The sequence below is a fragment of the Bacillus cereus group sp. MYBKT14-1 genome, assembly GCF_051915185.1.
GTDB lineage: Bacteria > Bacillota > Bacilli > Bacillales > Bacillaceae_G > Bacillus_A > Bacillus_A cereus.
In genome coordinates this window covers 62058-87582 of the sequence record NZ_JBQAEF010000009.1, presented here as the reverse complement: position 1 = coordinate 87582, position 25525 = coordinate 62058, and the positions used below count along the sequence as shown (strand labels likewise).

Below are 25525 nucleotides of genomic sequence, written 5' to 3'. Positions count from 1 at the left end.
AGCGTTGTTTATGAATATATTAGTAACAGGTGGGGCTGGATTTATTGGGAGTAATTTCGTTCATTACATGCTACAAAGTTATGAATCATATAAAATTATTAATTACGATGCATTAACATATAGCGGGAATTTAAATAACGTAAAATCTCTTCAGGATCACCCGAATTACTCTTTTGTAAAGGGAGAAATTCAAAATGGAGAGCTATTAGAACACGTTATAAAAGAGCGGGACGTACAAGTGATTGTAAATTTTGCAGCTGAATCACATGTGGACCGTAGTATTGAAAATCCGATTCCTTTTTATGATACAAATGTAATTGGAACGGTCACTTTATTAGAACTAGTTAAAAAATATTCGCATATAAAACTTGTGCAAGTATCAACAGATGAAGTGTATGGCTCTTTAGGAAAAACAGGGAAGTTCACAGAGAAAACGCCGTTAGCTCCAAATAGTCCATATTCTTCAAGTAAGGCGAGCGCGGACATGATAGCTCTATCTTACTATAAAACATATCAATTACCGGTTATAGTAACGCGTTGTTCTAACAATTATGGACCGTACCAGTATCCTGAAAAATTAATTCCATTAATGGTTACGAATGCACTAGAAGGAAAAAAACTACCGTTATATGGTGATGGTTTAAATGTAAGAGATTGGTTACATGTAACGGATCATTGCAGTGCGATTGACGTTGTTTTGCATAAGGGACGTGTCGGAGAAGTATATAATATAGGTGGAAATAATGAAAAAACAAATGTAGAAGTTGTGGAACAAATTATTACTCTTTTAGGAAAAACAAAAAAAGACATTGAATATGTTACAGATCGTTTAGGGCACGATCGTCGTTATGCGATTGATGCAGAGAAAATGAAGAATGAATTTGATTGGGAACCGAAATATACGTTTGAACAAGGATTACAAGAGACGGTGAAATGGTATGAAAAGAATAAGGAATGGTGGAAACCACTAAAAGATTAGTAAGGGGCATGTTAAATGAAAGAGAGGGTTATCATAACAGGAGCAAACGGTCAATTAGGAAAGCAACTATTTGAAGAGTTAGACTCTGAAGAATATGATATATATCCATTTGATAAAAAGTTATTAGATGTGACAAATATATCCCGAATACAACAAGTGGTACAAGAAATAAAACCACATATAATTATTCATTGTGCTGCCTATACGAAAGTAGATCATGCAGAGAAAGAACAGGATCTTGCATATAGAATAAATGCAATCGGAGCTCGAAATGTAGCGGTTGCTTCACAATTAGTAGGGGCGAAGCTAGTTTATATTAGTACTGATTATGTATTTCAAGGCGCCAGACCAGATGGATACGACGAATTTCATAGTCCAGCGCCGATAAATATATATGGGGCCTCTAAGTATACGGGGGAGCAGTTCGTCAAAGAGTTACATAATAAATATTTTATCGTTCGCACATCGTGGCTATATGGTAAATATGGGAATAATTTCGTGAAAACGATGATGCGATTAGGAAAAGAAAGAGATGAAATATCTGTTGTAGCGGATCAAGTTGGCTCTCCTACGTATGTGGCGGATTTGAATATGGTTATTAATAAGCTCATTCATACTTCTTTATACGGTACATACCACGTATCAAACAGAGGCTCATGCTCTTGGTTTGAATTTGCACAAAAGATATTTTCGTACGCCAATATGAAAGTGAATGTATTACCTGTTTCAACGGAAGAATTCGGGGCTGCGGCTGCGAGGCCCAAATATTCTATTTTTCAACATAACATGCTAAGATTAAATGGTTTTTCACAAATGCCGTCTTGGGAAGAAGGATTAGAGCGGTTTTTTATAGAAACCAAAAGTCATTAACAAATTTCTGTTAATGACTTTTTTGTTTGCCTTTAAGCGGTTTTATGGTACTATAATTATAGTATCAGGTACTAATAACAAGTATAAGTATTTCTGGGAGGATATATCATGGAACTATTACAAGGGAAAACATTTGTTGTTATGGGCGTTGCGAACCAAAGAAGTATTGCATGGGGAATAGCTCGCTCTTTGCATAATGCAGGTGCAAAATTAATATTCACATATGCAGGAGAACGTTTAGAAAGAAACGTTCGTGAATTAGCGGACACATTAGAAGGACAAGAATCACTTGTATTACCTTGTGATGTAACGAATGATGAGGAACTTACAGCTTGCTTTGAAACAATTAAACAAGAAGTAGGTACTATTCACGGTGTAGCACATTGTATTGCTTTTGCAAATCGCGATGACTTAAAAGGTGAATTTGTAGATACTTCTCGCGATGGATTTTTACTTGCACAAAATATTAGTGCATTCTCTTTAACAGCTGTAGCAAGAGAAGCAAAAAAAGTAATGACAGAAGGCGGAAATATTTTAACGTTAACATACCTTGGCGGCGAGCGCGTTGTGAAAAATTATAACGTTATGGGGGTTGCGAAAGCTTCATTAGAAGCGAGCGTGAAATATTTAGCGAACGATTTAGGTCAACACGGTATTCGTGTTAACGCTATTTCTGCAGGACCAATTCGTACGTTATCTGCAAAAGGTGTAGGCGATTTCAATTCAATCTTAAGAGAAATTGAGGAGCGCGCACCACTTCGTCGTACAACAACGCAAGAAGAAGTTGGCGATACAGCAGTATTCCTATTCAGTGATTTAGCACGCGGTGTAACAGGAGAAAACATTCATGTTGATTCAGGGTATCATATCCTAGGATAAATATAATATTAATTTTTAAAGGACAATCTCTAAATGCTGAGATTGTCCTTTTATTTGTTCTGAGAAAGAACGATTTTTAACGAAAGTTCTTGCCACGTGATGAATATAACTATAATAGTACACGATTTATTCAGCTACGTATGGAAGTGGGAGGGACGAGTGTGAAGAATAAAAATAAAAGTTCAACAGTTGGAAAACCGTTGTTATATATTGCGCAAGTAAGTTTAGAACTTGCTGCACCAAAAATAAAAAGGATTATCCTGACAAACTTTGAAAATGAAGATCAAAAAGAGCAAAGTAATAAACAAGAAAATATTGTAAGCGGTGCTGTGGAAGAGGTAATAGAACAAGAACAACAAGAAGAGCAGCAAGTGGAAGAAAAAATAGAAGAAGAGGAAAAAGAAGAACACGCAGAACAAGAAGAGCAAGAACCAGAACCAGTAAGAACCGTCCCACATAATAAATCATTTAAGGATATGAATAATGATGAAAAAATTCATTTTTTATTAAACCGCCCTCATTATATTCCGAAAGTAAGGTGCAGAATAAAAACAGCTACAGTTTCTTATGTTGGATCAATCATATCGTATCGTAATGGCATCGTATCTATTATGCCGCAAAATAGTATGAGAGATATTAGGTTGTCTATAGATGATATCCAATCAATTAGTATGGCCGGCTTTTAAATATGTAAAGGTGGTAGAAAGCTTCTACCACCCCAATAGTTTTTTAGTTTACTTCACTTATTAGATAGTAACGTCGCGTAAGCACTGAATCGCACAGAAACAGCTTAAATCAACAGTAATGCAAGTAGATGTCGATACTAGTCTTGCATTTGGTACAGCTAAAAACGTACAAATTGGGTCATCAGTAGGTGGTACAGGAGAGCTATCACCTAATACTACACTTAATACACGTAGTACAGCACAGCTATCATCATCTACACTTTCCACACGGAAAATTGGAGATCGGCAGCCAACAAGGCTTGCAGATGGCGCAAATGCTTCAAATGGTGCTCCAGCTTTTGTGTATAAAATAAAAGGACGTGTATTTGCTACTGATGCAGTGTTATGTGCACCTAAAAATGGGATTTCACAACCAGATCCACACGTTGTTGTAGAACAATCTTGTAATTCATTGATGAATTTAACAACGTCAACTACACAATGAGAAGAGCCATGGTGTTTATTTTCGTTACAACTCATTAATGTCACTCCTTATCTTCTTGTTTGTATTTACATTAATAAGATATTGGAGTCGAGGAGATTTGGTCACAATCTCAAGACCTTTTTTTTTAAATAGGCGAAAGAGGATAAGGGAAGGTGGAATTATGCTGTTTACAAGCTGGCTTTTATTTTTTATTTTCGCGTTAGCAGCCTTTAGGCTCACTCGTTTAATTGTTTATGATAAAATTACAGCCTTTTTGCGAAGACCATTTATTGATGAATTAGAGATTACGGAGCCAGATGGAAGTGTATCAACGTTTACAAAAGTGAAAGGTAAAGGATTAAGAAAGTGGATTGGCGAATTATTAAGCTGTTATTGGTGTACAGGTGTATGGGTTAGTGCTTTTTTATTAGTTTTATATAATTGGATTCCTATTGTTGCGGAGCCGTTACTTGCATTATTAGCTATTGCAGGAGCAGCAGCAATCATTGAAACGATTACAGGATATTTTATGGGAGAATAATATATTTTCATAATAAGAGAAAAAGCGGAGTTTAAAAGAATGAGGGAACGGAAATAAAGAGTTGTTCATATAGTAAATAGACAGAATTGACAGTAGAGGAGATGTTTGCTGTGAGCAATAATCCAAGGCAAAATTCATATGACCTGCAGCAGTGGTATCAAATACAGCAACAGCACCATGCACAACAACAGGCATATCAAGAACAATTGCAACAACAAGGATTTGTGAAGAAAAAGGGATGTAATTGTGGGAAAAAGAAGAACACAATAAAACACTATGAAGAATGAAACACTCATGTTACTGTGAGTGTTTTTATTATATATAAAAAGCGGTATTTCTGTATTAGAAATACCGCTTTTTACTAGCTAATTTGTGCAACTGTTAATGCTGCTGCACGGATGTCTACAGTTCCAATTAACTCAACTGGTACAATTTGAATTAAGTCACCAGGGTTTAAGTTAATAAGAATAACACCGCTGGATACGTCTACTTCACCAGTACCAATAACGTTAGAACGAACCGCTGTACCTGATCCAGGAATAATGTTAGCTGGCGCATTTAATGATAAGAAGAAACGACCAGCTTCTGGTGCTACAGGTGCGTTATCAAGACTAATCGTTAATGTATAACTGATTTGATAAATACCAGCTCGTAGAATTCGAATGCCATCTCCAACACTTACTGTATCATTTATTACAGGAACAGTAATATTTGGGTTTGGACTTACGCTAGGTAATAATAGTGGTGTAAATAGTGAAGCGAACTGAGGTGCAGACGCGTTGAAAGCAAAACCGAAGGCAGGTAGTGTACTAGCTGGTTTTGCCTCGCAATCAATTTTAGTAAATTCGCAATCAGAAGAGAACATGTTTTTCACTCCTTTATCTGTTTCTACTTTCAGTTAATGAAAAGGACAGGTTCTATGTTCTAGACAAGTTCCCAATTTTAAGAAATTTACATAAGAATACTCTTTAAGCATGGATTGGGTGGCAGAATTATCTGCCACCCAATCCATACTTAACTCATTATTTAGTTTTAAATTGTAACATCGCGTAAGCATTGAATAGCGCAGAAGCAACTTAAATCAACAGTAATGCAAGTGGAGGTTGATATTAGTCTTGCATTTGGTACAGCTAAAAATGTACAAATTGGGTCATCAGTAGGTGGTACGGGTGAGTTATCACCTAATACTACAGTTAATACACGTAATACAGCACAGTCATCATCATCTATACTTTCTACGCGGAAAATTGGAGATCGGCAACTAGTAAGGCTTGAAGATGGTGCAAATGCTTCAAAAGGTGCTCCGGCTTTTGTGTATAAAATAAAAGGACGTGTATTCGCTACTGATGCAGTGTTATGTGCTCCTAAAAATGGAACTTCGCAACCAGATCCACATGTTGTCGTTGCACATTCTTGCAGTTCATGTATAAAGCGAACGACATTAGATACACAGTTGAAATCACAATCATGTTCATGATGGTCTTCGTTACAATTGCAGCTCATTATGTTCACTCCTTCTCGTGAGTTCTGACATACACTATTACAATATGAGTGGGATATGGCTGATATTACGTTAATTCTCACGATAAAAACAAGGAATTTATATAGGAGGGATGTACATAACGTGATATAAAAAAAGACATCCTTATTTAGTGGATGTCTTTTCAGGTAAATCTTTTCGCACAGTATATAAAAAACGAGATATGTCTAATTTCTTTCCTCTGAAAAATTGCGGAGAAGAAATGTAAAGTTCTTCTTTCGCACGTGTAATGGCGACATACAGTAATCGGCGTTCTTCTTCTAGCGCTTCAGAAGTTTCCGTAATACGATCATTTGCATCTTTTAAAGAAGAAGTATGGGGCAGGATTCCATCACTCGCTCCAAGTAAAAAGACACATGGAAATTCAAGGCCTTTTGCGTTATGGATTGACATAAGTGAAACGGCATCTTTTTGCGGCATTGTTTTTAATGCTTCCATTTCTTTTTGACCTTGAATCGCCTCGTCGATAAATTGTAAATAAGCTGGAATATCGGTGAAACGAGTTGCAGACTCCATTAATTCTTCCAACATTTCTTCTTGTATGTCTTTATGCATCGTAAAGGAAGAACGATCGTTACTTTGTAAGTACTCTAAATATTTTCCTTTACCATGAATGATTTCTTTTAATGCTTTTTTCGGTTCTAATTCTTTAATAAACTTAATAAAATCGATGCGCTCATTTACCTTTTTCACTTGAAAAGGTTTTAAGCTTGGATTTAATAGTAAGAAATGAAGAAGAGAAGGGAAGCGTCCCTCACCATATTTCCATTGTTCACGTTCAATAAATGAAATACAATCATCACGTCCGATATACATCGTCGGCAATATGTTTGAAAGTGATTCTAGTCGAAACGGCTCAATCACGAGTCTTAAATGATCTAATACAGGCTTAATTAAAGAATGTTCATAAAATGATTGGCTCGCCCCGTGTTTAATAAACGGGATTTTATGAATGGTAAGCTGATCAAGTAACGAACGACTTACAGAATGTGTGCGATACAGTAAACAAAAATCTTTATAGTTTCGTTCACCGCTATCTACTTTTTCTTGAATGAGCTGCAAAATTTGATTTGCTTCATCAAGAGTCGTAGCAGGTCTTGCATAAAAAGGTTGTACACCTTCCTCACGAACGGAGTATAGCTCTTTATCAAAACGTTCTTGATTTAATTTTATAACTTCATTTCCAAGCCCGACGATAAAGGGATTGGATCGATAATTCGTATTTAGTGCAATAATTGTTGTGTTATCAAATTCTTTTGGAAAAGATAAAATAATTTGGTGACTTGCCCCTCGCCAGCCATAAATTGCTTGATCATCATCACCTGCGATGAACAAATTATTTCTTGGCGTGGCTAACAATTTTACAATTTCATATTGTGCATAGGATGTATCTTGAAACTCATCTACTTCAATGTAGTGAAAACGTTGTTGTAATTGAGTTAGTAAAGGAGCATTATTTTCTAACATATAATATGTTTCCAATAAGATGTCATCGAAATCAATATAATTGTATCGTTGTTTTACCTCTTCAAAACGTTCATATACTTCTTTAAATTCTTGTTCCACTGGTGTTTTCGCTTTTACATCTTTCGGACGATTTAATTTGTTTTTCTCAAGTGAAATCATCGCGAGCATCGTTTCCGCATCATAATCGTCTTTTAAACGCAATTCTTTTAAGATTTTCTTTATCATAATTTGTTTATGTTTTTCATTTGCTAAAATTTGCTGATTATACCCTTGACTACGAAGCAATTTTAAGAAAACAGAGTGGAATGTACCAGCAACAACGTAGCTACTTGCTGCATGATTCATACCTGGTAACTTCGCAACACGACTTCGGATTTCTTCAGCTGCTTTTTGTGTAAATGTAAGTAATAAAATATTTCGTGGATGAACTTGTTTTACATTTACTAAATAACCAACGCGAGTTGTTAAAACAGATGTTTTCCCGCTTCCGGCACCAGCTAGTGTAAGAACAGGACCTTCTGTTGTGCGCACAGCTTCTAATTGTTTTTCGTTTAAAAAAACATTTTGTTGTTCTAGAGCGCGGAAATAAGCCGCATCTACATCTTCTTCCATAATTAAATGGGTAGATGTTTTCGGAATATGATATGTCGCACGCGGAATATCAGCGTGTGTTAACGATTTTTGTGAAAATTTTTCTTGTGTCATATGTTCACCTTCAAAACTATAGCATCAACATTTAACTTTAGCGGAAGAAAAAGAAAATAGCAATGTAAAAAAACAGGAGGGGTCACCTCCTGCTTTCAAATTACAATTCTTTTATCATTACGACGTGCGGGATATTTGCTTCCATAAATACATCAGAACTTGTTACATATCCAAGTTTTTTATAGAAATCTTCAGCATGTGTTTGAGCATGAAGTTTCAATTTCGGTAGCGAATTTTCCTTTGCATACGCTTCAAGAGAATCCATAACAATTTTTCCAATCCCTTTTTTGCGATGGGAATTTAGCACGCAAATGCGTTCCATTTTTCCTATACCATCAAGGATGCGAAAACGTCCAGCACCAACTGGAACATCATTGTCATATATAACAACGTGTGTTGAAGTTTCTTCAAACTCATCGTACTCTTCTTCAGCAGAGACACGTTGTTCATTTACAAACACTTGTTTACGTACAGAGAATGCATCTCTTAGTTGTTCGTCCGTTTGTACAATCTGTGCGTGCAAATTAGTTGTTCCCCTTTCCAAGACGGAATGTTTCGTGTACAGTCCATGTTCCATTTTCTAATTGATATAGAAGATGGAAACGATCAATTGGTTGTTCGTAATAGAAATCTTTCATACGTAATCGGCCCAACACATCAGCATGCTCTGCATCTGATAAGCCTTGTCCGATTGTTAGATGAGGTACGAAAGCATATTCGCGTTCTTGCGTGAATAACCCGCTATGCATTTCTTCATTTAAGAAAGTAAGTTCAGGTGTTTTTTCTACTTTAAAGTAAAGGACGTTATTAACAGGTGCGAAAGAACCAACTTTCCCAACATGAAGGGTGAAAGGGTTCGTTTTACTTGCGATTGTATGTAACTCGTTTACAATCGACTCTAATTGTTCATCTTGCGCCTCAAAGGGTGTTTTCAATGTAATATGTGGCGGAACTAATGCGTAGTGCGGGTCATAACGTTTACGCAATCCGTTCGCTTTATCTTGAATCATTTTAGATGGAAAAATTACAATGCCTAATTTCATGTTCCAATTCCTCCCTTTGTAAGTCTAGTTAGATTTTGAGATAAATAAATCTCTTTATCTATTATATCAAATTATTCTGAATACTGCTCTCTATTATTTCATTGATAGAATATGAGAGAAGGCTTTTGGTAAATCAGTCTGCCAATATTTCCAAGTATGATTGCCTTCAAATTCCTCGTAATGCGTGATGAAGTTTCTATCTGTAAGAAGCGTATTTAACTCACGGTTCGGCCCTACGAAATCAGATACTTGTCCATCAGTACGCTTTACAGCCGTTTCTTCTGTACCGATGACGTGATACAGTTCTAACGCCTGTGGATCTTTGAATTCTTTTGCTAAGTTCATCACTGTCTCATCCACAAATGGTGATTGCATAACGACTTTACCGAATGTATGCGGATACATAAGTGCAGTCATAAAGGAAACTGTTCCGCCAAGAGAATCACCAATTAAAACACGACCTTTTCCCATTTGATACGTTGGATAATTTTCATCAATATATGGTGCAAGTTCATGAGCAAGGAAACGAATATATGCAGCATTTTTCACTTCATTTGGGAAATATTTTTCTTTACGATCATGTACATTTTTATATGGAATACCGACAATAATTGTACGGTCAATTTCTTCGGTTTCACGAAGGCGCTCAATTACACGGTGCGCTTTACCGAGCTGAAAATAATCTCTACCATCTTGTGCAATTACAACTGTATGTTTGTGCAGTGGTGTGTAATTTACTGGTAAATAAACGAGAAGTGTAACATCTTCTTGAAGTGATGCGCTATAAAATGAAATTTCTTCAATTCTCCCTATTGTTTGACTCATGTAGATCCCCCTAAATAAAAATTTACTGTAACGATTGTAAGAGCGACGCTTGTAGTGAAAAGGAAAGAAATATTCACTAATTGGTGCCTTAATTTCTATTTTACCATAATGGTACGAAGAATCTAAAAAATTAGTATTTAAGTTACGAAAGAAAACGGATATAATGAAGTGGGATTTTTGACAGGTGAGAGGGGAGACAGGATTTGAAACAAGAAAAATCAATCGCACTACCATTGGCTATTTCTATAATTGCCATTTCCTTTGCAGCAGTTTTTGTAAAGATGTCCTCAGCACCATCTTCAATATTAAGTATGTACCGCTTATGGATTATCGTACTTATTATGCTGCCTATCGTATGGAAAAAAAGAGAGGAATTTAATAGGATTCAAATGAAAGATTGGGGCTTTTTAATTGGATCTGGTTTCTTTTTAGCACTTCATTTTCTTTTATGGTTTGAATCTTTAAAGCATACAACAGTTGCTAGTTCAACAATTATTTTGGCACTTCAACCGATCGTATCTTTAGTTGGAGGTTTTTTTCTATTTAAAGAAAGAACAACATATTCAGCCATTGCAACGATGGGAATCGCTATTTTAGGAGTAATGTGCATTGGTTGGGGAGATTTAGGTTTAAGTAAGCAAGCAATTTATGGTGACATATTATCCTTTCTAAGTGTAATAGCAGTTGTCGGTTATTTATTTATCGGGCAAACGACAGTGAAGAAAGTATCACACTGGATTTATAGCTTTACAGTCTTTGCGTTCGCAGGTCTTTTTATGGGGATTTATAATGTCATATTACAAGTTCCCTTTACAGGTTATACGAGGTGGGATTGGACTGTTTTTCTTTTACTTGCAATTGTGCCAACAGTGTCACATGTAATTAATAACTGGCTATTAAATTATGTAAATGCAACGACAATTTCAATGAGTATTTTAGGAGAACCTGTTGGAGCATCTATACTTGCGTTCTTCTTACTTGGAGAAAAATTAAATGCAATGCAAATTATCGGTAGCATGCTCGTATTGTTTGGTGTATCTGTATTCTTACTGCAGCAACAAAAACGTACAGCAAAAAACGTCGTAAACGAGCCGGTGTATACACAGGAATTATAATGTTAGGGGAGCAAAGAGAAGTTGTGATACTTCTCTTTTTGTTTTATAGGAATATGGGCATAGAAGGGGGATGGAAATCGAATTTCCATCAAAAAAAGATACATGGTTATATCCAATTTTTGTAGGGAGAGAATATTTTCTTTTGCTTTTTACAATTCCATTAGCAATGTTGTTTAGTTGGAGTTGATTTTTGGCAAAATATATTGCCGGGAAAGAAACAATTACGATTAGATCGGGTCTCATTACAAAACGTATATTTATACGAGATATAAAACAAATTTCAAATACGAAAAATCCAATAGCAACTCATGCATTATCATTTGACTGACTTGAAATTGTTTACGATACACATAAAAACAGAAATTATTTCTCCAAGAAATAAAGAACAATTTATTAACTTTGTAAAAAGTAAAAACTCAAATATTGAAACAAAGTAAAAGAGTGGCTACGAAGCCACTCTTCTACTTTGGGTTTGTCATATAAGGTTGTACGTGAATGACACATAGGTCACGGAATTTGCCTTCAGCAGTTGTGACAATTACGACTGCTTTACCTGCACTTTTTCCAGTAATCGTCACGGTGTCACCTTTTGGATATATGGTGATGATATCAGAATTCATATTTGACCAAATAAGCTCTTTATTCGTTGCTTGTATTGGCAAAGTAGAAGCTGCTAACACAATGTTTTGTCCCGTTTTTATTTTTAATTTATGTTTTTCCATATGAACACCGATGACTGAAATAACAGAAGGAGCAATTGAAATTTTAGGCGGGTTAGGTTGCATGTTTAAACAAGACGCAGAAGTATTTGTGATAGGTGAAAATTTTCGTGTTTGTTGTTGCTGGAAAGCTGCTAACATGTTGGAGTCCCCTTTCTGTATAAGTGCTGATACTCATACTATAAAGGAGTAGTGTTATGTTAAATTTAACGAAACATAAAGAATTTGTTAAATTTGATAAGAAGATTGTCGAACTGTAAAAAATCTCTGCTGTTACGATAACAGCAGAGATTTTTTTATAAATTATGACGATGTTGTTTTTCGAAATCCTCAAATTGCTCTTCAACTTCTTTTGAAGGTTGTGTTAGTAAACTAACAATTACGATGGCTAGTAAACTAATAGCGAAACCTGGAATCATTTCATATAAGAAATCTTTTAAGAATTTGAATTGAGTCCAGATAATAACAGTAGCGGCACCAGAAATCATACCAGCAAGCGCGCCCCATTTCGTCATACGCTTCCAATATAAGCTTAATAAAATAGCAGGTCCGAATGAAGAACCAAAACCAGCCCAAGCGTATCCAACAAGAGCTAAAATCGTATCATTTTGTTTAAACGCTAAAGCGCACCCAACTAATGCAATAACAAGTACAGCCATACGACCGACAAATACAAGTTCTTTATCAGATGCAGAACGTTTGAAGAATGTACGATATAAGTCTTCCGTTACGGCACTAGAAGTAACGAGTAACTGAGATGAGATTGTACTCATAATCGCTGCTAAAATTGCGGCTAATAAAAATCCAGTAATAAGTGGGTGGAATAAAATTTTTCCAAGTTCAAGGAAAATTGTTTCTGGGTTAGATAATGTTAACTCTTGTTGTGAATAGTAAGCAATACCAATAAGACCAGTAAACATAGCTCCGACAACAGAGAAAATCATCCAGCTCATACCAATTCTTCGTGCGCTTTTAAGTTCTTTTACAGAAGCGATTGCCATAAAGCGTACGATAATATGAGGTTGTCCGACATAACCAAGGCCCCATGCGAATAGAGAAATCATTCCTAAAGTAGAGGCACCTTTAAAAATATCTAGACGTGTTGGATCTACAGATCGAATTGTATCAAATGCAGGTCCAAGTCCGTTCGAATTCATAATTGTTACGATAGGAACAAGAATAAGAGCAACTACCATAATGATTCCTTGCACGAAGTCTGTCCAACTTACTGCTAAGAAACCACCAAATAATGTGTAAGCTACAACAACGCCTGCTACAATGAATAATCCAACATGATAGTTCATGCCAAATGAATTTTCAAATAATACAGCGCCTGAAACTAATCCTGAAGCTACATAGAAAGTAAAGAAAATCATAATAACAAGTCCAGATACTAAACGTAGCATATGAGATTTGTCGTGGAAACGGTGTTCCAAAAATTCTGGGATAGTAATAGAGTTATTTGCAATTTCTGAGTAGGTACGTAAGCGAGGAGCGACATAAAGCCAGTTTGCGTATGCGCCTAGTGTTAGGCCGATCGCAATCCAACTACTACTTAATCCAACGCTAAACATTGCACCGGGTAATCCCATTAAAAGCCAACCACTCATATCGGATGCTCCAGCACTTAATGCTGTTACTGCGGGGCCTAGTGTACGCCCGCCAAGCATATAATCTGTTAAGTTGGACGTTCGTTTGTAGGCGAAATAGCCAATTACTAACATCCCGAGCATGTAGATAGAGATCGAAGTTAAAGTTAACATCTGCGTACTCATGTAGTTCCCCTTCCTTTTGTCATGTCTTTTGATGCGTTATGCATATTTATAATCTATCATGATTATTCTGAAAAATCCATATAGAAATATGAATTTTCAGAAATGTAAGCGTTTTTCGATGTCATTTTACTTTTTTAATATATAATATTCATACAAAAAACCTTATTTTTAATAGAGTATTTATTATATTTACATAAAAAGAGGTTGTTTTGTCAATATAATATTGAAAGGAAAGAAAAATAAAATTTTTAAAAAAGTATTGACTTGTGAAAAAAGTCAGGTCTATAATGAGTGCAACTTAAAAAAATGCAAGCGTTGATGAAGAAGAGTACACATGATGAACATGTCAGAGAGCTGATGGTTGGTGCGAATCAGTATGGAATTGATGTGGAATGGGCTTCGGAGCTTCCAAACCGAAACGAAAGAAGTAGGCTTTGGCGACATGATCTCATCGATACAAGAGACACGTATTGTTTTTGATACGGTAAAGTGCGTTACATTTGTAACGAATTAAGGTGGCACCACGGGAGTACCCGTCCTTTCTATAGGATGAGTACTCCCTTTTTGTGTATAAAAAATTAAATAAATGAAATCGTTTAAGTAAGAAGAGTACGTATATTGGAGACGTTACAGAGAGCCGGGAATAGGTGGGAGCCCGGTACGGTGCCATATACGGAATGGGCTTACGAGAGGTATGCTGAACAATTATATTCAGTAGGCAACCCGGGTTCCGCCGTTACAAGGATAAGGTATAAATTTTGTACCTGAACAAAGCGGGATGCTTTTGCATCCAACACGAGGTGGTACCGCGGTATATTTATCGTCCTCTACATATTTTCGATATGTAGAGGACTTTTTTATTTTTCAGAGCGAGGTGAAGGACATGATGACGAAAGAAGAATTTATAAAACAAAAAAGAGAGAGAAAGACATTTTTAGTAATCGATGAAGAAGAAGGAGATAGCATTACGCCAATTTCTTTATATAGACGTATGAAAGGGAAGAAGAAATTCTTATTAGAAAGTTCACAGCTTCATCAAGATAAAGGGCGTTATTCTTACTTAGGATGTAATCCTTATGGAGAAGTGAAAAGCGTTGGTACGGAAGTGGAACGAACGATTTTCGGCCGGGCAGAAAAGTTACAAGGTAACGTACTACAAGTGTTAGAAGAAGTAATTGCACCATCACAAGTAGACAGTCCATTTCCATTTTGCGGAGGAGCAGTTGGTTATATTGGATATGATGTCATTCGGCAGTATGAAAACATTGGAGCGGATTTACACGACCCATTAAATATTCCGGAAGTACACCTCTTACTATATCGTGAGTTTATCGTTTACGATCATTTACGCCAAAAGTTGTCGTTTGTATATGTATGCAGGGAAGATGATTCAGCAGATTATGAGGAAGTATACGAAAGGCTACGAGTATACAAAGAGGAAGTGCTACAAGGAGAAGAAGCTGAAGTAAATACAATACAATCCCCATTATCATTTACTTCTTCTATAACGGAAAAAGAGTTTTGTGAGATGGTAGAAATGGCGAAAGAATATATAAGAGCGGGAGACATATTCCAAGTTGTACTGTCACAGCGTTTACAAAGTGAATGTATTGGTGATCCATTCGCGTTATATCGAAAACTTCGAATTGCAAATCCATCACCATATATGTTCTATATCGATTTTCAAGATTATGTTGTACTCGGTTCTTCGCCAGAAAGTTTACTATCAGTAAGGGAGGATAAAGTGATGACGAATCCAATTGCTGGTACAAGGCCGAGGGGGAAAACGAAGAGGGAAGATGAGGAAATCGCAAAAGAACTGTTAGGCAATGAGAAAGAGCGAGCAGAGCATATGATGCTTGTAGATCTTGGGCGAAACGATATTGGTAGAGTGAGTGAAATCGGCTCGGTTACGATAGATAAATATATGAAAGTAGAAAAATATTCTCACGTTATGCACATTGTATCCGAAGTTTACGGAAGATTGCGAAAACAAATGGGTGGATTTGATGCGTTAGCATATTGCTTACCAGCAGGGACGGTTTCTGGAGCTCCGAAAATTAGAGCGATGGAAATTATAAATGAACTAGAGAATGAAAAAAGAAATGTATACGCTGGTGCAGTTGGATACGTTAGTTTTTCAGGAAATCTTGATATGGCGCTCGCCATTCGAACGATGGTCGTAAAGGATGAAAAAGCATACGTTCAGGCAGGAGCAGGAGTCGTTTACGATTCAGATCCAGTAGCTGAATATGAAGAAACATTAAATAAAGCGAGAGCGCTTTTGGAGGTAATGAAATGATTGTACTTATCGATAATTACGATTCGTTCACATATAACTTGTACCAACTGTTAGGCGAACATAAAGAAGAAATTGTAGTTGTAAGAAATGATGAAATAACGATAGAACAGTTAGAAGAGATGAATCCAAGAGGAATTGTACTTTCACCAGGACCAGGAAAACCAGAGGATGCTGGCATTTGTATCGACGTCATCCGTCATTTTTATAAGAACGTTCCCATATTAGGGATTTGTCTTGGCCACCAAGCAATCATAGCTGCATTTGGAGGAGACATTGTTAGAGCAGAACGTATTAAACATGGAAAAACATCGCGTGTGAAACATAACGGAACGTCAATCTTTTCATACGCTACACAGCCGCTAACGGCAATGCGCTATCATTCCCTTGTTGCAGCGCAAACGAGCTTGCCAGAGTGTTTTGACATATTAGCGACAGCGATGGACGACGGAGAGATAATGGCAGTCCGTCACAATTATTATCCGCTCTTCGGATTACAGTTTCATCCGGAATCAATCGCAACAGAAGAAGGCGGAAAGTTAATACGTGCCTTTTTAACAGAAATAAAAGAGGAGGAAAGAGTATGAATAACTATCTTCGTAAATTAGTGGAGGGTCAACATTTAACAGAAGAGGAAATGTATAAAGCAGGACTACTTTTATTAAGTGAAAACATATTAGAAAGTGAAATTGCAGCTTTCTTAGTCTTACTGAAAGCGAAAGGTGAAACTGCAGAAGAAATATACGGTCTCGTTCGAGCTCTTCGCGAAAAGGCATTGCCGTTTTCGAACCATATACAAGGAGCAATGGACAATTGCGGGACGGGTGGTGACGGTGCTCAAACGTTTAATATTAGCACAACATCAGCATTCGTACTGGCAGGAGCAGGTGTAAAGGTTGCAAAACATGGTAATCGTGCTGTTTCTAGTAAAACAGGAAGTGCAGACTTATTAGAGGAACTAGGTGTAAATATTAGTAGTACGCCAAACGAAATTGATTATTTACTAGAGCATGTGGGCATTGCATTTTTATTTGCACCAGTGATGCATCCAGCACTAAGGCGCATTATGAAAATAAGAAAAGAGTTAAACGTGCCGACGATCTTTAATTTAATTGGTCCTTTAACAAATCCAGTGAATTTAGAAACACAATTTGTCGGTATTTATAAACGAGATATGTTATTACCAGTTGCAGAAGTATTACAAAAGTTAGGTCGGAAACAAGCGCTTGTTTTAAATGGAAGTGGTTTTTTAGATGAAGCGTCATTACAAGGGGAAAATCACGTAGTCCTTTTAAAAGATAATGAAATAGTAGAAATGAGTATTGATCCAGAAAAGTATGGTTTTTCAAGAGTGAAAAATGAAGAAATTAGAGGGGGGAATTCAAAAGAAAATGCAAAGATTACGCTTGAAGTATTGAGCGGAGAAAAGAGTGTTTATCGTGATACAGTTTTATTAAATGCAGGTCTAGCTCTTTTCGCAAATGGAAAAACGGAAACGATTGAAGAAGGAATTAAACTCGCGGCACATAGCATTGACTCTGGAAAAGCATTAACCAAATTAAACTTATTAATTGCAGCAAGCAACGAAAAATTAGAAAGGGTGAACTAAAGTGGGGACGATTTTAGATAAAATTGTAGAACAGAAGAAAAAGGAAGTTGCGGAGTTATATGAAATATATATACCAGTAAAAACAAAAAGAAAGACACATTCACTTGTAGAAGCGTTACAGCAGTTTACTGTCATTGCAGAAGTAAAGCGAGCATCACCATCAAAAGGAGATATCAATTTACACGTTGACGTACGAAAACAAGTGGGAACATATGAGAAATGTGGTGCAGGAGCAGTATCTGTTTTAACAGATGGTCAATTTTTTAAAGGATCGTTTCACGATTTACAAACAGCAAGAGAAGAAAGTAACATTCCGCTTTTATGTAAAGATTTCATAATTGATAAGATTCAAATCGATAGAGCGTATGAAGCGGGAGCAGATATTATTTTACTAATTGTAGCAGCGTTAACGAAAGAGAAGTTAAAAGAGTTGTATAGCTACGTGTTAGAAAAAGGATTGGAAGCGATTGTTGAAGTTCATGATGAACAGGAATTAGAAACTGCGATTGTATTAAATCCGCACGTTATTGGCATTAATAATCGTAATTTAAAAACGTTCGAAGTAGATTTAAGCCAAACTGAAAAGCTTGGAAAAAGATTGAATGAGGAGAAATTATTTTGGATTAGTGAAAGTGGCATTCATTCAAAAGAAGATATTATCCGTGTTAAAAGAGCTGGAGCAAAAGGTGTATTAGTTGGAGAGGCACTTATGACATCATCTTCTATTAGTAGTTTTTTTGAAGATTGTAAGGTGAATATATGAAAGTGAAAATTTGCGGCATCACTGATGTGGAAACAGCGAAAAGTGCGTGCGAATATGGCGCAGATGCACTCGGATTTGTTTTTGCAGAAAGTAAGCGGGAAATCACTCCAAAGAGAGCGGAAGAAATCATTCAGGAGCTTCCAGCCAACGTGTTAAAAATCGGTGTTTTCGTAAATGAATCAGTAGAAGTGATCCAGAAAATTGCAGATGAGTGCGAGTTAACACATGTACAACTACATGGGGATGAAGACAATTATCAAATTAGAAGATTGAATATTCCGTCTATAAAGTCACTAGGAGTAACTTCAGAGAGTGATATGAAAAACGCCCAAAGGTATGAAGCGGATTATATATTATTTGATAGCCCGAAAGAAAAGTTTCATGGAGGAAATGGAAAGACATTTTCATGGGAACTACTTAGAGATATGCCAAAAGAATTGCGAAAGAAAATGATATTAGCTGGTGGATTAAACGCTCTTAATATAGAAGAAGCAATTCGAACTGTTCGGCCATATATGGTCGATGTGAGCAGCGGAGTAGAGACAGAAGGAAAGAAAGATGTAGAGAAAATAAAACAATTTATTATAAAAGCGAAGGAGTGTTCCAAATGAACTACGCATATCCAGATGAAAAAGGACATTACGGTATATACGGAGGACGATACGTTCCAGAAACGTTAATGCAATCTGTACTAGAACTAGAAGAAGCATATAAAGAAGCGATGCAAGATGAAGCATTTCAAAAGGAATTAAATCATTATTTAAAAACGTACATCGGAAGAGAAACACCGCTATATTATGCTGAAAATATGACGAAGTATTGCGGTGGTGCAAAGATTTATTTAAAACGTGAAGATTTGAATCATACAGGAGCTCATAAAATTAACAATACAATCGGTCAGGCACTACTTGCAGTGCGAATGGGCAAGAAAAAAGTTGTCGCTGAAACAGGAGCTGGACAACACGGAGTTGCAACAGCTACTGTATGTGCTCTTCTCGGATTAGAATGCGTCATTTTTATGGGAGAAGAAGATGTAAGACGTCAAAAATTAAATGTGTTCCGAATGGAATTACTCGGAGCGAAAGTAGAAAGTGTAGCGGCAGGTAGCGGTACATTAAAAGATGCGGTAAACGAGGCGCTTCGTTACTGGGTTTCACATGTGCATGATACGCACTACATTATGGGATCTGTTCTCGGACCACATCCATTCCCGCAAATTGTCCGTGATTTCCAAAGTGTAATTGGAAATGAAACGAAAAAACAATATGAGGCGTTAGAAGGAAAGTTACCAGAAGCAGTCGTTGCTTGTATTGGCGGTGGTAGTAATGCGATGGGGATGTTTTATCCGTTCGTACACGATGAAGAAGTTGCTCTTTACGGCGTAGAAGCAGCTGGAAAAGGCGTTCATACAGAAAAGCATGCAGCAACTTTAACGAAAGGAAGCGTTGGCGTTCTCCACGGATCAATGATGTATCTTCTGCAAAACGAAGAAGGACAAATTCAAGAAGCACACTCTATTTCAGCAGGACTTGATTATCCAGGTGTTGGTCCAGAACATAGCTTGCTAAAAGATATTGGCCGCGTTTCTTATCATTCGATAACAGACGAAGAAGCATTAGAAGCATTTCAATTATTAACGAAAAAAGAAGGCATTATCCCGGCGTTAGAAAGCTCGCATGCTGTCGCATACGCATTAAAATTAGCTCCGAAAATGAAGGAAGATGAAGGATTTGTTATTTGTTTATCTGGCCGTGGTGATAAAGATGTAGAGAGTATAAAACGTTATATGGAAGAGGTGTAAAAAATGGGAGTAGAAAAAATTAAAGCAGCGTTTAAAAATGGCAAGAAAGCATTTATTCCGTACGTAATGGGCGGAGATGGTGGCCTTGAAAAATTAAAAGAAAGAATTCGTTTTCTAGATGAGGCTGGAGCAAGCATCGTTGAAATTGGTATTCCGTTTTCAGATCCAGTCGCAGATGGCCCAACGATTCAAAGAGCAGGGAAACGAGCGCTAGATAGCGGCGTAACAGTAAAAGGCATTTTTCAAGCGTTAGCAGAGGTAAGGAAAGAAGTACAAATGCCTTTTGTTCTTATGACATATTTAAATCCGGTACTTGCATTCGGAAAAGAGAGATTCATTGAGAACTGTATAGAAGCAGGTGTAGACGGCATCATCGTTCCAGACTTACCGTATGAAGAACAAAATATTATTGCGCCGTTACTTCGAGAGGTAAACATTGCGCTCATCCCACTGGTTACCGTAACGAGTCCTATTGAAAGAATTGAAAAAATTACGAGTGAATCAGAAGGGTTCGTTTATGCTGTTACAGTAGCGGGCGTAACGGGAGTACGTCAAAACTTTAAAGAGGAGATTCATAGTTACTTAGAAAAAGTAAAATCACACGTCAACTTACCAGTAGTCGCTGGATTCGGCATCTCAACAAAAGAACATGTAGAAGAAATGGTTACAATATGCGACGGAGTTGTCGTTGGAAGTAAGGTCATTGAGCTTTTAGAAAATGAAAAGCGAGAAGAAATATGTGAATTAATATATGCAACAAAACAAAAAGAAGAGGCATAGTCTCTTCTTTTTGTTTTGCGTAATAAATGTTAAAATATACAGAAAATACATATAAATTAGAGGGGGAGAAGGCATGCTAAGACGTAAATTACTATATCTATTTTTAACTGTACCATTATATGCTTGGCTCATTAGCATGACGAAAATAGAGTTAATGGCTCTATTTTTAGGGTATGTATTCATCTTTTCCAACTTAAATCGCATTCAAGAACAGTCTATTTTAGAAATATGTCTATTTTCGATTAGTATAGAATTATTTAGTATCGTTTCGATTGTATTATTAAACGAATTATTTTTACGGATTCATTCATTTACATTAATGAAATTTTGGAATATTATATTGCAAGCAATATGTACTTACATTGTGTTTGTTGTGTTGAAAGAAATAGTCGGAAAGCAGACAGTTTTTCAGGATAATAGAAAATGGGAGTGAATGAAAAGGAGCCGTTTGGTTCCTTTTTTGAATCTGTTTTAAAAACAATTGAAAATTATAGCATCTGTTATATAATAGTTAAAAATTGTATTTTAAACGAAATGAGATGATAACATGGCCATATTGTTGGCACTTATCCCAATTATGATGATTTTCATTTGTTTATTTTTATTTAAACAAACGTCATTAAGGTCCTCGTTAATTTCTTATGCTGTGTCTGTTGGAATCGTTTTACTCTCGCCAACGTTTCAATTAGGGATAAGTGAAACTGTACACGCAACGATTAAAGGATGGTTAATTTGTTTTATTGTCGGGTACGTTTTATTTTTCGGTATTTTTTTATTTCACCTCATGAACAAAATGGGGTACATCGATCAAGTGGCAGGCTTTCTAGAAGCAGTTACTCAGGATCGCTTATTACAAATGCTGCTTATGTGTTTTGGCATTTGCCCGCTTATTGAATCAGTAAGTGGATTCGGTATCGGCTTCATGGTTGCAGCACCTATTTTTCTTTCATTAGGTTATAAACCGTTCCAAGCTGTACTGCTCTCGTTTATCGGCTTACTAGCTAGTTCATGGGGGGCAATGGCAACTGGTACGATTATCGGTTCGCAGCTAATAAATATGCCTCTTACAACACTTGGCACAAATACAGCGCTATTAAGTATTCCGATGTTTGCTTACTTCGTTATTCTTTCTTTACACGTTGTTGGCGGCTGGCAAGCGGTTATAGAAAAGTGGAAAGAAGGAGTAGGATTCTTTCTATTATTTTCTCTCGGAATCTATCTTTCTAATGCATACGTAAGTGTTGAACTAGCCGGGATATTAAGTTCTATCGTTACGATTACCTTTGGCTTTTTTATCATTAAATTAAAAGGAAAAAGTGGGCAAAATCTTATAACAGAGCATGCGGCTGCAACGGAGAGAGAAGTATCCATTATAAAAATTATTAGCCCTTATATATTTCTAACAGTTTGTATTTTACTTTCTCGCCTCGTTCCAGCATTACATGATTTGTTCAGATCATATGCGGTTCTTGATTTGAAATCATACTCTTACAAACTAGAGTTACTATATTCACCAGGATTTTGGCTCGGTATGACTTGCTTATTTACTATTATTTTCTTCCGCATCCCGTCTAATATTATTAAACAATCACTCTCACAAACGATCAAACAATGGATTCCTTTTGCGATTACGACGACAATGTTTATCGCCATTTCAGAACTAATGGGTGCATCAGGCATGCATTCATTACTCGCAAAGACAGCTGGTGATACATTTGGAACATTTTTCGTTTTCGTTGCGCCGTTTATTGGCGCTATTGGTGGATTTTTAACAGGTAGTAACGCAGGATCAAATGCAATGTTTATAAAACTACAAATGCAAACCGCACAAAACGTAGCACTCCCGTGGCAATATGTCACAACACTTCAAAACACCGCATCATCAGTAGCGACAATCGCTTGTCCATCACGGATTACACTAGGTGCTTACTTATGTAATATCCCTTACCGTGAAAATGAACTATTAAAGAAGACGACGTTAATGATCTTTGGTGCGGTTTTGCTTGTAGTGGTAGAGGTTATTGTTTGGTATATGTTGAGAAATTAAAAATCCTCCTAACATAGGAGGATTTTTTTTATGAATGGATAATGTTTTAAATATGAAAAGCTTCTACTAGATGAATAGGAGATGAAATGTATGCCCTTAAAAAATTACGGCGTGTTAAAAGGTACAGTTATACAATCAAAGATGGGAAAAGGGAAAACTCCTCATTATCAAGTTCATTTACAAGATGAAGCAGAAGTAGATTATCGTATTGCAATTAACGTAAAATCGCAAAGTTATCCGTCAGAAGTTTTATATTTTGCGAGTAACAATATTAAGTCAGAGGCGATTCATATTTTACCGACATTACCATTCGGTTTTACAGAAATAAAAAACAATGAACCGAAAGTAGCTTTAGATTATGTAAGAGGAAATCTATTTGACTCAAATCAAATGATTCCTTTGCCTCCCGAAAAAGCAGGAGCAGATAATGATTTAAATGAAAAAATAGAACGTTATATAAAACGAGCGATAGAAGAAAAAGCAATTATTTACGCATTTGGCGAAAGATGGGGACCAGAAGAAAATACACCAGATTCCTATTTTCATTTCAAACCAGGAAACGGTATACATGATATTCACATGAATCAAGGAAATGTAGAGAAATGGAAAGCTGATAATGGCATATGGCAAGACGGAGGAATACTCATTCACTTCGAGAAGGAAGAAGAATGGATTGGTATCTTTCTGGCATTCCAATCACAGTCATGGTGTACCGATGAAGAAGGGCATGCTCGTGTGCCTGTTGAGCATTGTGATTATAAGGGGAATAATTAACAAGAAGAGGGCGTTCAAAAAGAACGCCCTCTTCTTATTTTATAAAACGAAAAACTAACGAGTGTAGAAAGACAAGAGAACAGCAGTGCCACACTAGAAAACGCAATGAGATACATATTATATTTCATAACCTGTCCAATTAGCTGATTACTGTCGTATTGAAACAGTCCTGCTATTATGTTGAATAAAAATAAAACGATAAACATGACGATAACCCCGTCTATTGATCCTTTAATGTCTGGTTTACTTAAAGCGATATGTGCGGAAATGCAAATGGCGATAAATAAAAATAACCAAAAGGAAGGATTCAATAAATTACCGATTGTAAATAAGCTTTTCAATAATACAAACGTCGACAAGAGCATGTTTTGGATCATTTCTATATTAATAGAAGTAGAAGCAATCGTTTTTTCGAGAGTTGTATTAAATAAAAAATATGATTCTGGTACGAAATAGCGCATTAAAAGGATTAGTGCAGTAATACCAGAAATAATAGGCCCAATGCCGATGAAGAAATTCCCAATCCGTTGATACACACTTTTTTGATTGTATTGATGTTGTACGTAGCCTAAAGCGCCTTGGCTTGTATCTGTCGGGAAGAACTGAGTCGCCACAATTTTATGACGGAACAGTACGCACATAATGGCATGTCCAAGTTCGTGAATAGGAACACCAATCCAAGCCGTTAATAGGAATCCTTTTCTTCCGAAAGCTCTCGACCAATACATCCGTGTGAGAGATTCTAAATAGCCTAATAGAAATCCAATTACAATGATAACGCCAATTAAAGATAATAATTGGATTACGCTTGTAAGGAGTATTTGAAAAATTGAGTTTACCAATTCCATTGCCAGTCATCCAATCTGTTAAAAATATTATTTATTCTGTTTCATAATAGCATTTTTTTTCAAGATTACTAGCACATATATTTTCTTTCGGAAGAAGGATTTCAGAATCTTTTTCTTGTAGTCATGTTTTATGTCCAAAGTCATATATTGAACTTGTAACACCCTATAAGGTATATGCTTAAGGAGGGATAAGAGAATGAAATGTCCGTCATGTCATACAGAAAATGCAGCGGAGGCAAAGTTTTGCGGGAATTGTGGACATTCGTTAACGGAAGAAGTAGTGGCAAGTAGTGGCCAAGAAGAAGGGCCGGAACAAGTACGTGCGGCACAAGCAAAGGAAGCTCGGCCAAATGAAACGGTAGAGCAAGCGAAGCGGTTCGCGAGCGGCTATTTTCAATTTTTTAAACATGCATTACAAGCACCCACAGCGATTATGAAAAGCGGCGCTATTGAAGTGCGAAATGGAATTGTAAGTCTTGTTCTTATTTGTTTTTTAGGAGCATGTATTTTTTATAGAATGATGAGTGCAGCATCAGCAGTTACGAGAACATTTGCACCAGATATATCTACTCCCACGTTTTTTGGAGAATCTATAACGGTCTTTTTCTTTTTATTAATTTTAACTTTATTTGTCGGATTTATTATTTTTGTAAGTGGTAAGATGATGAAATCCTCTTTTTCGTTTCTTGAAGTATTTGGTATATGGGGAACGATAGCGACGCCGACTATTGTCATATTAGTCCTTTCTTTTCTTTTTAGTTTCTTATTAATCTTTTTCTTACCTATATTATTATCCGTAGCTGCAACTTATATAGGGATTAGTATAACTGTAGCCGTATTAAAGCTAGACAATGGCGGATTAGATCTCGTTTACACACTTATTATTGCAAATGTTTTAATTGGAATTGCAACGTTCATTGTACTTTGGTCTTACATTAGTACGATAATTCAAGCCTTAACAAAGGGAATAACTGGCTTCTAATGAAAAGGTGGTTGA

Annotated in this window: 28 protein-coding genes, 1 pseudogene and 2 other annotated features; of the genes and pseudogenes, 19 read left to right on the top strand and 10 right to left on the bottom strand. The window is 36.4% G+C overall.

Annotated features, from left to right (window positions below; translation table 11 throughout):
- Positions 1-10: 10 nt before the first annotated feature.
- The 4 genes from rfbB (at position 11) to ACTFO4_RS20910 (ending at position 3414) form a co-directional block, all read left to right on the top strand.
- Positions 11-979: a dTDP-glucose 4,6-dehydratase gene (rfbB, locus tag ACTFO4_RS20925; protein ID WP_017672796.1), complete on the top strand. Its 969-nt coding sequence runs from the start codon at positions 11-13 to the stop codon at positions 977-979.
- Positions 980-994: 15 nt separating this feature from the next.
- Complete coding sequence (rfbD, locus tag ACTFO4_RS20920; protein ID WP_000664657.1) at positions 995-1849, top strand: dTDP-4-dehydrorhamnose reductase; 855 nt, start codon at positions 995-997, stop codon at positions 1847-1849.
- Positions 1850-1957: 108 nt separating this feature from the next.
- On the top strand, positions 1958-2728 hold the full coding sequence (gene fabI, locus ACTFO4_RS20915; RefSeq protein ID WP_000421886.1) for an enoyl-ACP reductase FabI: 771 nt from the start codon (positions 1958-1960) through the stop codon (positions 2726-2728).
- A 140-nt stretch (positions 2729-2868) separates the two neighbouring features.
- Positions 2869-3414: a spore coat CotO family protein gene (locus ACTFO4_RS20910; RefSeq protein WP_078420635.1), complete on the top strand. Its 546-nt coding sequence runs from the start codon at positions 2869-2871 to the stop codon at positions 3412-3414.
- Between the two features lie 60 nt (positions 3415-3474).
- Here the strand turns inward: ACTFO4_RS20910 and exsY are convergent, their stop codons facing one another.
- Positions 3475-3933 (bottom strand): exosporium assembly protein ExsY, encoded by a 459-nt coding sequence (exsY, locus tag ACTFO4_RS20905; protein ID WP_001277735.1) that lies wholly within the window; start codon positions 3931-3933, stop codon positions 3475-3477.
- Between the two features lie 125 nt (positions 3934-4058).
- Here exsY and ACTFO4_RS20900 point away from each other — a divergent pair, with 125 nt between their 5' ends.
- Together ACTFO4_RS20900 and ACTFO4_RS20895 are read left to right on the top strand one after the other, a co-directional pair.
- Entirely contained in the window at positions 4059-4418 is a 360-nt protein-coding gene (locus ACTFO4_RS20900) for a DUF1360 domain-containing protein (protein ID WP_000899662.1), read from the top strand.
- Between the two features lie 101 nt (positions 4419-4519).
- Positions 4520-4705 (top strand): hypothetical protein, encoded by a 186-nt coding sequence (locus ACTFO4_RS20895; RefSeq protein WP_014894818.1) that lies wholly within the window; start codon positions 4520-4522, stop codon positions 4703-4705.
- Between the two features lie 74 nt (positions 4706-4779).
- On the opposite strand, the gene exsF is transcribed toward ACTFO4_RS20895, so the two are convergent.
- The 6 genes from exsF to ACTFO4_RS20865 all read right to left on the bottom strand — a co-directional run bounded on the left by exsF (position 4780) and on the right by ACTFO4_RS20865 (position 9998).
- Entirely contained in the window at positions 4780-5283 is a 504-nt protein-coding gene (gene exsF, locus ACTFO4_RS20890) for an exosporium protein ExsF (RefSeq protein WP_000492934.1), read from the bottom strand.
- A 167-nt stretch (positions 5284-5450) separates the two neighbouring features.
- Positions 5451-5921 (bottom strand): spore coat protein CotY, encoded by a 471-nt coding sequence (gene cotY, locus ACTFO4_RS20885; protein WP_002179242.1) that lies wholly within the window; start codon positions 5919-5921, stop codon positions 5451-5453.
- Positions 5922-6063: 142 nt separating this feature from the next.
- The gene (locus ACTFO4_RS20880) at positions 6064-8130 is read right to left on the bottom strand and encodes an ATP-dependent helicase (protein WP_000191201.1); all 2067 of its coding nucleotides are present in this window, start codon (positions 8128-8130) and stop codon (positions 6064-6066) included.
- Positions 8131-8230: 100 nt separating this feature from the next.
- On the bottom strand, positions 8231-8653 hold the full coding sequence (locus ACTFO4_RS20875; RefSeq protein ID WP_000543295.1) for a GNAT family N-acetyltransferase: 423 nt from the start codon (positions 8651-8653) through the stop codon (positions 8231-8233).
- Between the two features lies 1 nt (position 8654).
- Positions 8655-9173, bottom strand: a complete 519-nt coding sequence (locus tag ACTFO4_RS20870; RefSeq protein ID WP_000765863.1) for a YjcG family protein — start codon at positions 9171-9173, stop codon at positions 8655-8657.
- A gap of 93 nt (positions 9174-9266) precedes the next feature.
- Entirely contained in the window at positions 9267-9998 is a 732-nt protein-coding gene (locus ACTFO4_RS20865) for an alpha/beta hydrolase (protein WP_000084013.1), read from the bottom strand.
- 203 nt (positions 9999-10201) lie between these two features.
- On the opposite strand from ACTFO4_RS20865, the gene ACTFO4_RS20860 reads away from it, so the two are divergent.
- The gene (locus tag ACTFO4_RS20860; RefSeq protein ID WP_000806943.1) at positions 10202-11113 is read left to right on the top strand and encodes a DMT family transporter; all 912 of its coding nucleotides are present in this window, start codon (positions 10202-10204) and stop codon (positions 11111-11113) included.
- 76 nt (positions 11114-11189) lie between these two features.
- Positions 11190-11550 (top strand): annotated as a pseudogene (locus ACTFO4_RS20855) (PH domain-containing protein).
- A 24-nt stretch (positions 11551-11574) separates the two neighbouring features.
- On the opposite strand, the gene ACTFO4_RS20850 reads toward ACTFO4_RS20855, so the two are convergent.
- Together ACTFO4_RS20850 and putP are read right to left on the bottom strand one after the other, a co-directional pair.
- Positions 11575-11973, bottom strand: a complete 399-nt coding sequence (locus ACTFO4_RS20850) for an Ig-like domain-containing protein (protein ID WP_000878731.1) — start codon at positions 11971-11973, stop codon at positions 11575-11577.
- A 155-nt stretch (positions 11974-12128) separates the two neighbouring features.
- Positions 12129-13607, bottom strand: coding sequence for a sodium/proline symporter PutP (putP, locus tag ACTFO4_RS20845; RefSeq protein ID WP_000107208.1), 1479 nt, complete (start codon positions 13605-13607; stop codon positions 12129-12131).
- A 306-nt stretch (positions 13608-13913) separates the two neighbouring features.
- Positions 13914-14151: a binding site (T-box leader), on the top strand.
- A gap of 42 nt (positions 14152-14193) precedes the next feature.
- Positions 14194-14438 (top strand) — a binding site (T-box leader).
- 52 nt (positions 14439-14490) lie between these two features.
- Here putP and trpE point away from each other — a divergent pair.
- From trpE to ACTFO4_RS20795, 10 genes are all read left to right on the top strand, one after another.
- On the top strand, positions 14491-15909 hold the full coding sequence (gene trpE / locus ACTFO4_RS20840; RefSeq protein WP_326234678.1) for an anthranilate synthase component I: 1419 nt from the start codon (positions 14491-14493) through the stop codon (positions 15907-15909).
- Positions 15906-16493 carry a glutamine amidotransferase-related protein gene (locus ACTFO4_RS20835; RefSeq protein WP_199630640.1) on the top strand — a complete coding sequence of 196 codons (588 nt, stop codon included), beginning with the start codon at positions 15906-15908 and terminating at the stop codon, positions 16491-16493. Before trpE ends, ACTFO4_RS20835 begins: the two co-directional genes overlap by 4 nt.
- Positions 16490-17515, top strand: coding sequence for an anthranilate phosphoribosyltransferase (gene trpD / locus ACTFO4_RS20830; protein ID WP_071740059.1), 1026 nt, complete (start codon positions 16490-16492; stop codon positions 17513-17515). The genes ACTFO4_RS20835 and trpD overlap by 4 nt, the downstream gene beginning before the upstream one ends.
- 1 nt (position 17516) lies before the next feature.
- Positions 17517-18278, top strand: coding sequence for an indole-3-glycerol phosphate synthase TrpC (trpC, locus tag ACTFO4_RS20825; RefSeq protein WP_326234679.1), 762 nt, complete (start codon positions 17517-17519; stop codon positions 18276-18278).
- On the top strand, positions 18275-18889 hold the full coding sequence (locus ACTFO4_RS20820; protein ID WP_326234680.1) for a phosphoribosylanthranilate isomerase: 615 nt from the start codon (positions 18275-18277) through the stop codon (positions 18887-18889). The genes trpC and ACTFO4_RS20820 overlap by 4 nt, the downstream gene beginning before the upstream one ends.
- Positions 18886-20079, top strand: a complete 1194-nt coding sequence (gene trpB, locus ACTFO4_RS20815; protein ID WP_326234681.1) for a tryptophan synthase subunit beta — start codon at positions 18886-18888, stop codon at positions 20077-20079. The genes ACTFO4_RS20820 and trpB overlap by 4 nt, the downstream gene beginning before the upstream one ends.
- Before the next feature lie 3 nt (positions 20080-20082).
- Positions 20083-20859, top strand: a complete 777-nt coding sequence (gene trpA / locus ACTFO4_RS20810) for a tryptophan synthase subunit alpha (RefSeq protein WP_326234682.1) — start codon at positions 20083-20085, stop codon at positions 20857-20859.
- Positions 20860-20932: 73 nt separating this feature from the next.
- The gene (locus ACTFO4_RS20805) at positions 20933-21292 is read left to right on the top strand and encodes a DUF4029 domain-containing protein (protein WP_000946131.1); all 360 of its coding nucleotides are present in this window, start codon (positions 20933-20935) and stop codon (positions 21290-21292) included.
- A gap of 114 nt (positions 21293-21406) precedes the next feature.
- Positions 21407-22906 (top strand): L-lactate permease, encoded by a 1500-nt coding sequence (locus ACTFO4_RS20800; RefSeq protein ID WP_146718709.1) that lies wholly within the window; start codon positions 21407-21409, stop codon positions 22904-22906.
- A gap of 90 nt (positions 22907-22996) precedes the next feature.
- Positions 22997-23680 carry a DUF2278 family protein gene (locus tag ACTFO4_RS20795; RefSeq protein ID WP_078420624.1) on the top strand — a complete coding sequence of 228 codons (684 nt, stop codon included), beginning with the start codon at positions 22997-22999 and terminating at the stop codon, positions 23678-23680.
- 14 nt (positions 23681-23694) lie between these two features.
- Here the strand turns inward: ACTFO4_RS20795 and ACTFO4_RS20790 are convergent, their stop codons facing one another.
- On the bottom strand, positions 23695-24528 hold the full coding sequence (locus ACTFO4_RS20790) for a hypothetical protein (protein ID WP_048538162.1): 834 nt from the start codon (positions 24526-24528) through the stop codon (positions 23695-23697).
- A 196-nt stretch (positions 24529-24724) separates the two neighbouring features.
- Here ACTFO4_RS20790 and ACTFO4_RS20785 point away from each other — a divergent pair, with 196 nt between their 5' ends.
- Entirely contained in the window at positions 24725-25510 is a 786-nt protein-coding gene (locus tag ACTFO4_RS20785; protein ID WP_000650098.1) for a zinc ribbon domain-containing protein, read from the top strand.
- Positions 25511-25525: the final 15 nt, after the last annotated feature.

Coding starts and splice junctions, on each gene's coding strand:
- rfbB (WP_017672796.1), top strand. CDS start 11: ATGAATATATTAGTAACAGGTGGGGCTGGATTTATTGGGAGTAATTTC.
- rfbD (WP_000664657.1), top strand. CDS start 995: ATGAAAGAGAGGGTTATCATAACAGGAGCAAACGGTCAATTAGGAAAG.
- fabI (WP_000421886.1), top strand. CDS start 1,958: ATGGAACTATTACAAGGGAAAACATTTGTTGTTATGGGCGTTGCGAAC.
- ACTFO4_RS20910 (WP_078420635.1), top strand. CDS start 2,869: ATGGAAGTGGGAGGGACGAGTGTGAAGAATAAAAATAAAAGTTCAACA.
- exsY (WP_001277735.1), bottom strand. CDS start 3,933: ATGAGTTGTAACGAAAATAAACACCATGGCTCTTCTCATTGTGTAGTT.
- ACTFO4_RS20900 (WP_000899662.1), top strand. CDS start 4,059: ATGCTGTTTACAAGCTGGCTTTTATTTTTTATTTTCGCGTTAGCAGCC.
- ACTFO4_RS20895 (WP_014894818.1), top strand. CDS start 4,520: ATGTTTGCTGTGAGCAATAATCCAAGGCAAAATTCATATGACCTGCAG.
- exsF (WP_000492934.1), bottom strand. CDS start 5,283: ATGTTCTCTTCTGATTGCGAATTTACTAAAATTGATTGCGAGGCAAAA.
- cotY (WP_002179242.1), bottom strand. CDS start 5,921: ATGAGCTGCAATTGTAACGAAGACCATCATGAACATGATTGTGATTTC.
- ACTFO4_RS20880 (WP_000191201.1), bottom strand. CDS start 8,130: ATGACACAAGAAAAATTTTCACAAAAATCGTTAACACACGCTGATATT.
- ACTFO4_RS20870 (WP_000765863.1), bottom strand. CDS start 9,173: ATGAAATTAGGCATTGTAATTTTTCCATCTAAAATGATTCAAGATAAA.
- ACTFO4_RS20865 (WP_000084013.1), bottom strand. CDS start 9,998: ATGAGTCAAACAATAGGGAGAATTGAAGAAATTTCATTTTATAGCGCA.
- ACTFO4_RS20850 (WP_000878731.1), bottom strand. CDS start 11,973: ATGTTAGCAGCTTTCCAGCAACAACAAACACGAAAATTTTCACCTATC.
- putP (WP_000107208.1), bottom strand. CDS start 13,607: ATGAGTACGCAGATGTTAACTTTAACTTCGATCTCTATCTACATGCTC.
- trpE (WP_326234678.1), top strand. CDS start 14,491: ATGATGACGAAAGAAGAATTTATAAAACAAAAAAGAGAGAGAAAGACA.
- ACTFO4_RS20835 (WP_199630640.1), top strand. CDS start 15,906: ATGATTGTACTTATCGATAATTACGATTCGTTCACATATAACTTGTAC.
- trpD (WP_071740059.1), top strand. CDS start 16,490: ATGAATAACTATCTTCGTAAATTAGTGGAGGGTCAACATTTAACAGAA.
- ACTFO4_RS20820 (WP_326234680.1), top strand. CDS start 18,275: ATGAAAGTGAAAATTTGCGGCATCACTGATGTGGAAACAGCGAAAAGT.
- trpB (WP_326234681.1), top strand. CDS start 18,886: ATGAACTACGCATATCCAGATGAAAAAGGACATTACGGTATATACGGA.
- trpA (WP_326234682.1), top strand. CDS start 20,083: ATGGGAGTAGAAAAAATTAAAGCAGCGTTTAAAAATGGCAAGAAAGCA.
- ACTFO4_RS20805 (WP_000946131.1), top strand. CDS start 20,933: ATGCTAAGACGTAAATTACTATATCTATTTTTAACTGTACCATTATAT.
- ACTFO4_RS20800 (WP_146718709.1), top strand. CDS start 21,407: ATGGCCATATTGTTGGCACTTATCCCAATTATGATGATTTTCATTTGT.
- ACTFO4_RS20795 (WP_078420624.1), top strand. CDS start 22,997: ATGCCCTTAAAAAATTACGGCGTGTTAAAAGGTACAGTTATACAATCA.
- ACTFO4_RS20790 (WP_048538162.1), bottom strand. CDS start 24,528: ATGGAATTGGTAAACTCAATTTTTCAAATACTCCTTACAAGCGTAATC.
- ACTFO4_RS20785 (WP_000650098.1), top strand. CDS start 24,725: ATGAAATGTCCGTCATGTCATACAGAAAATGCAGCGGAGGCAAAGTTT.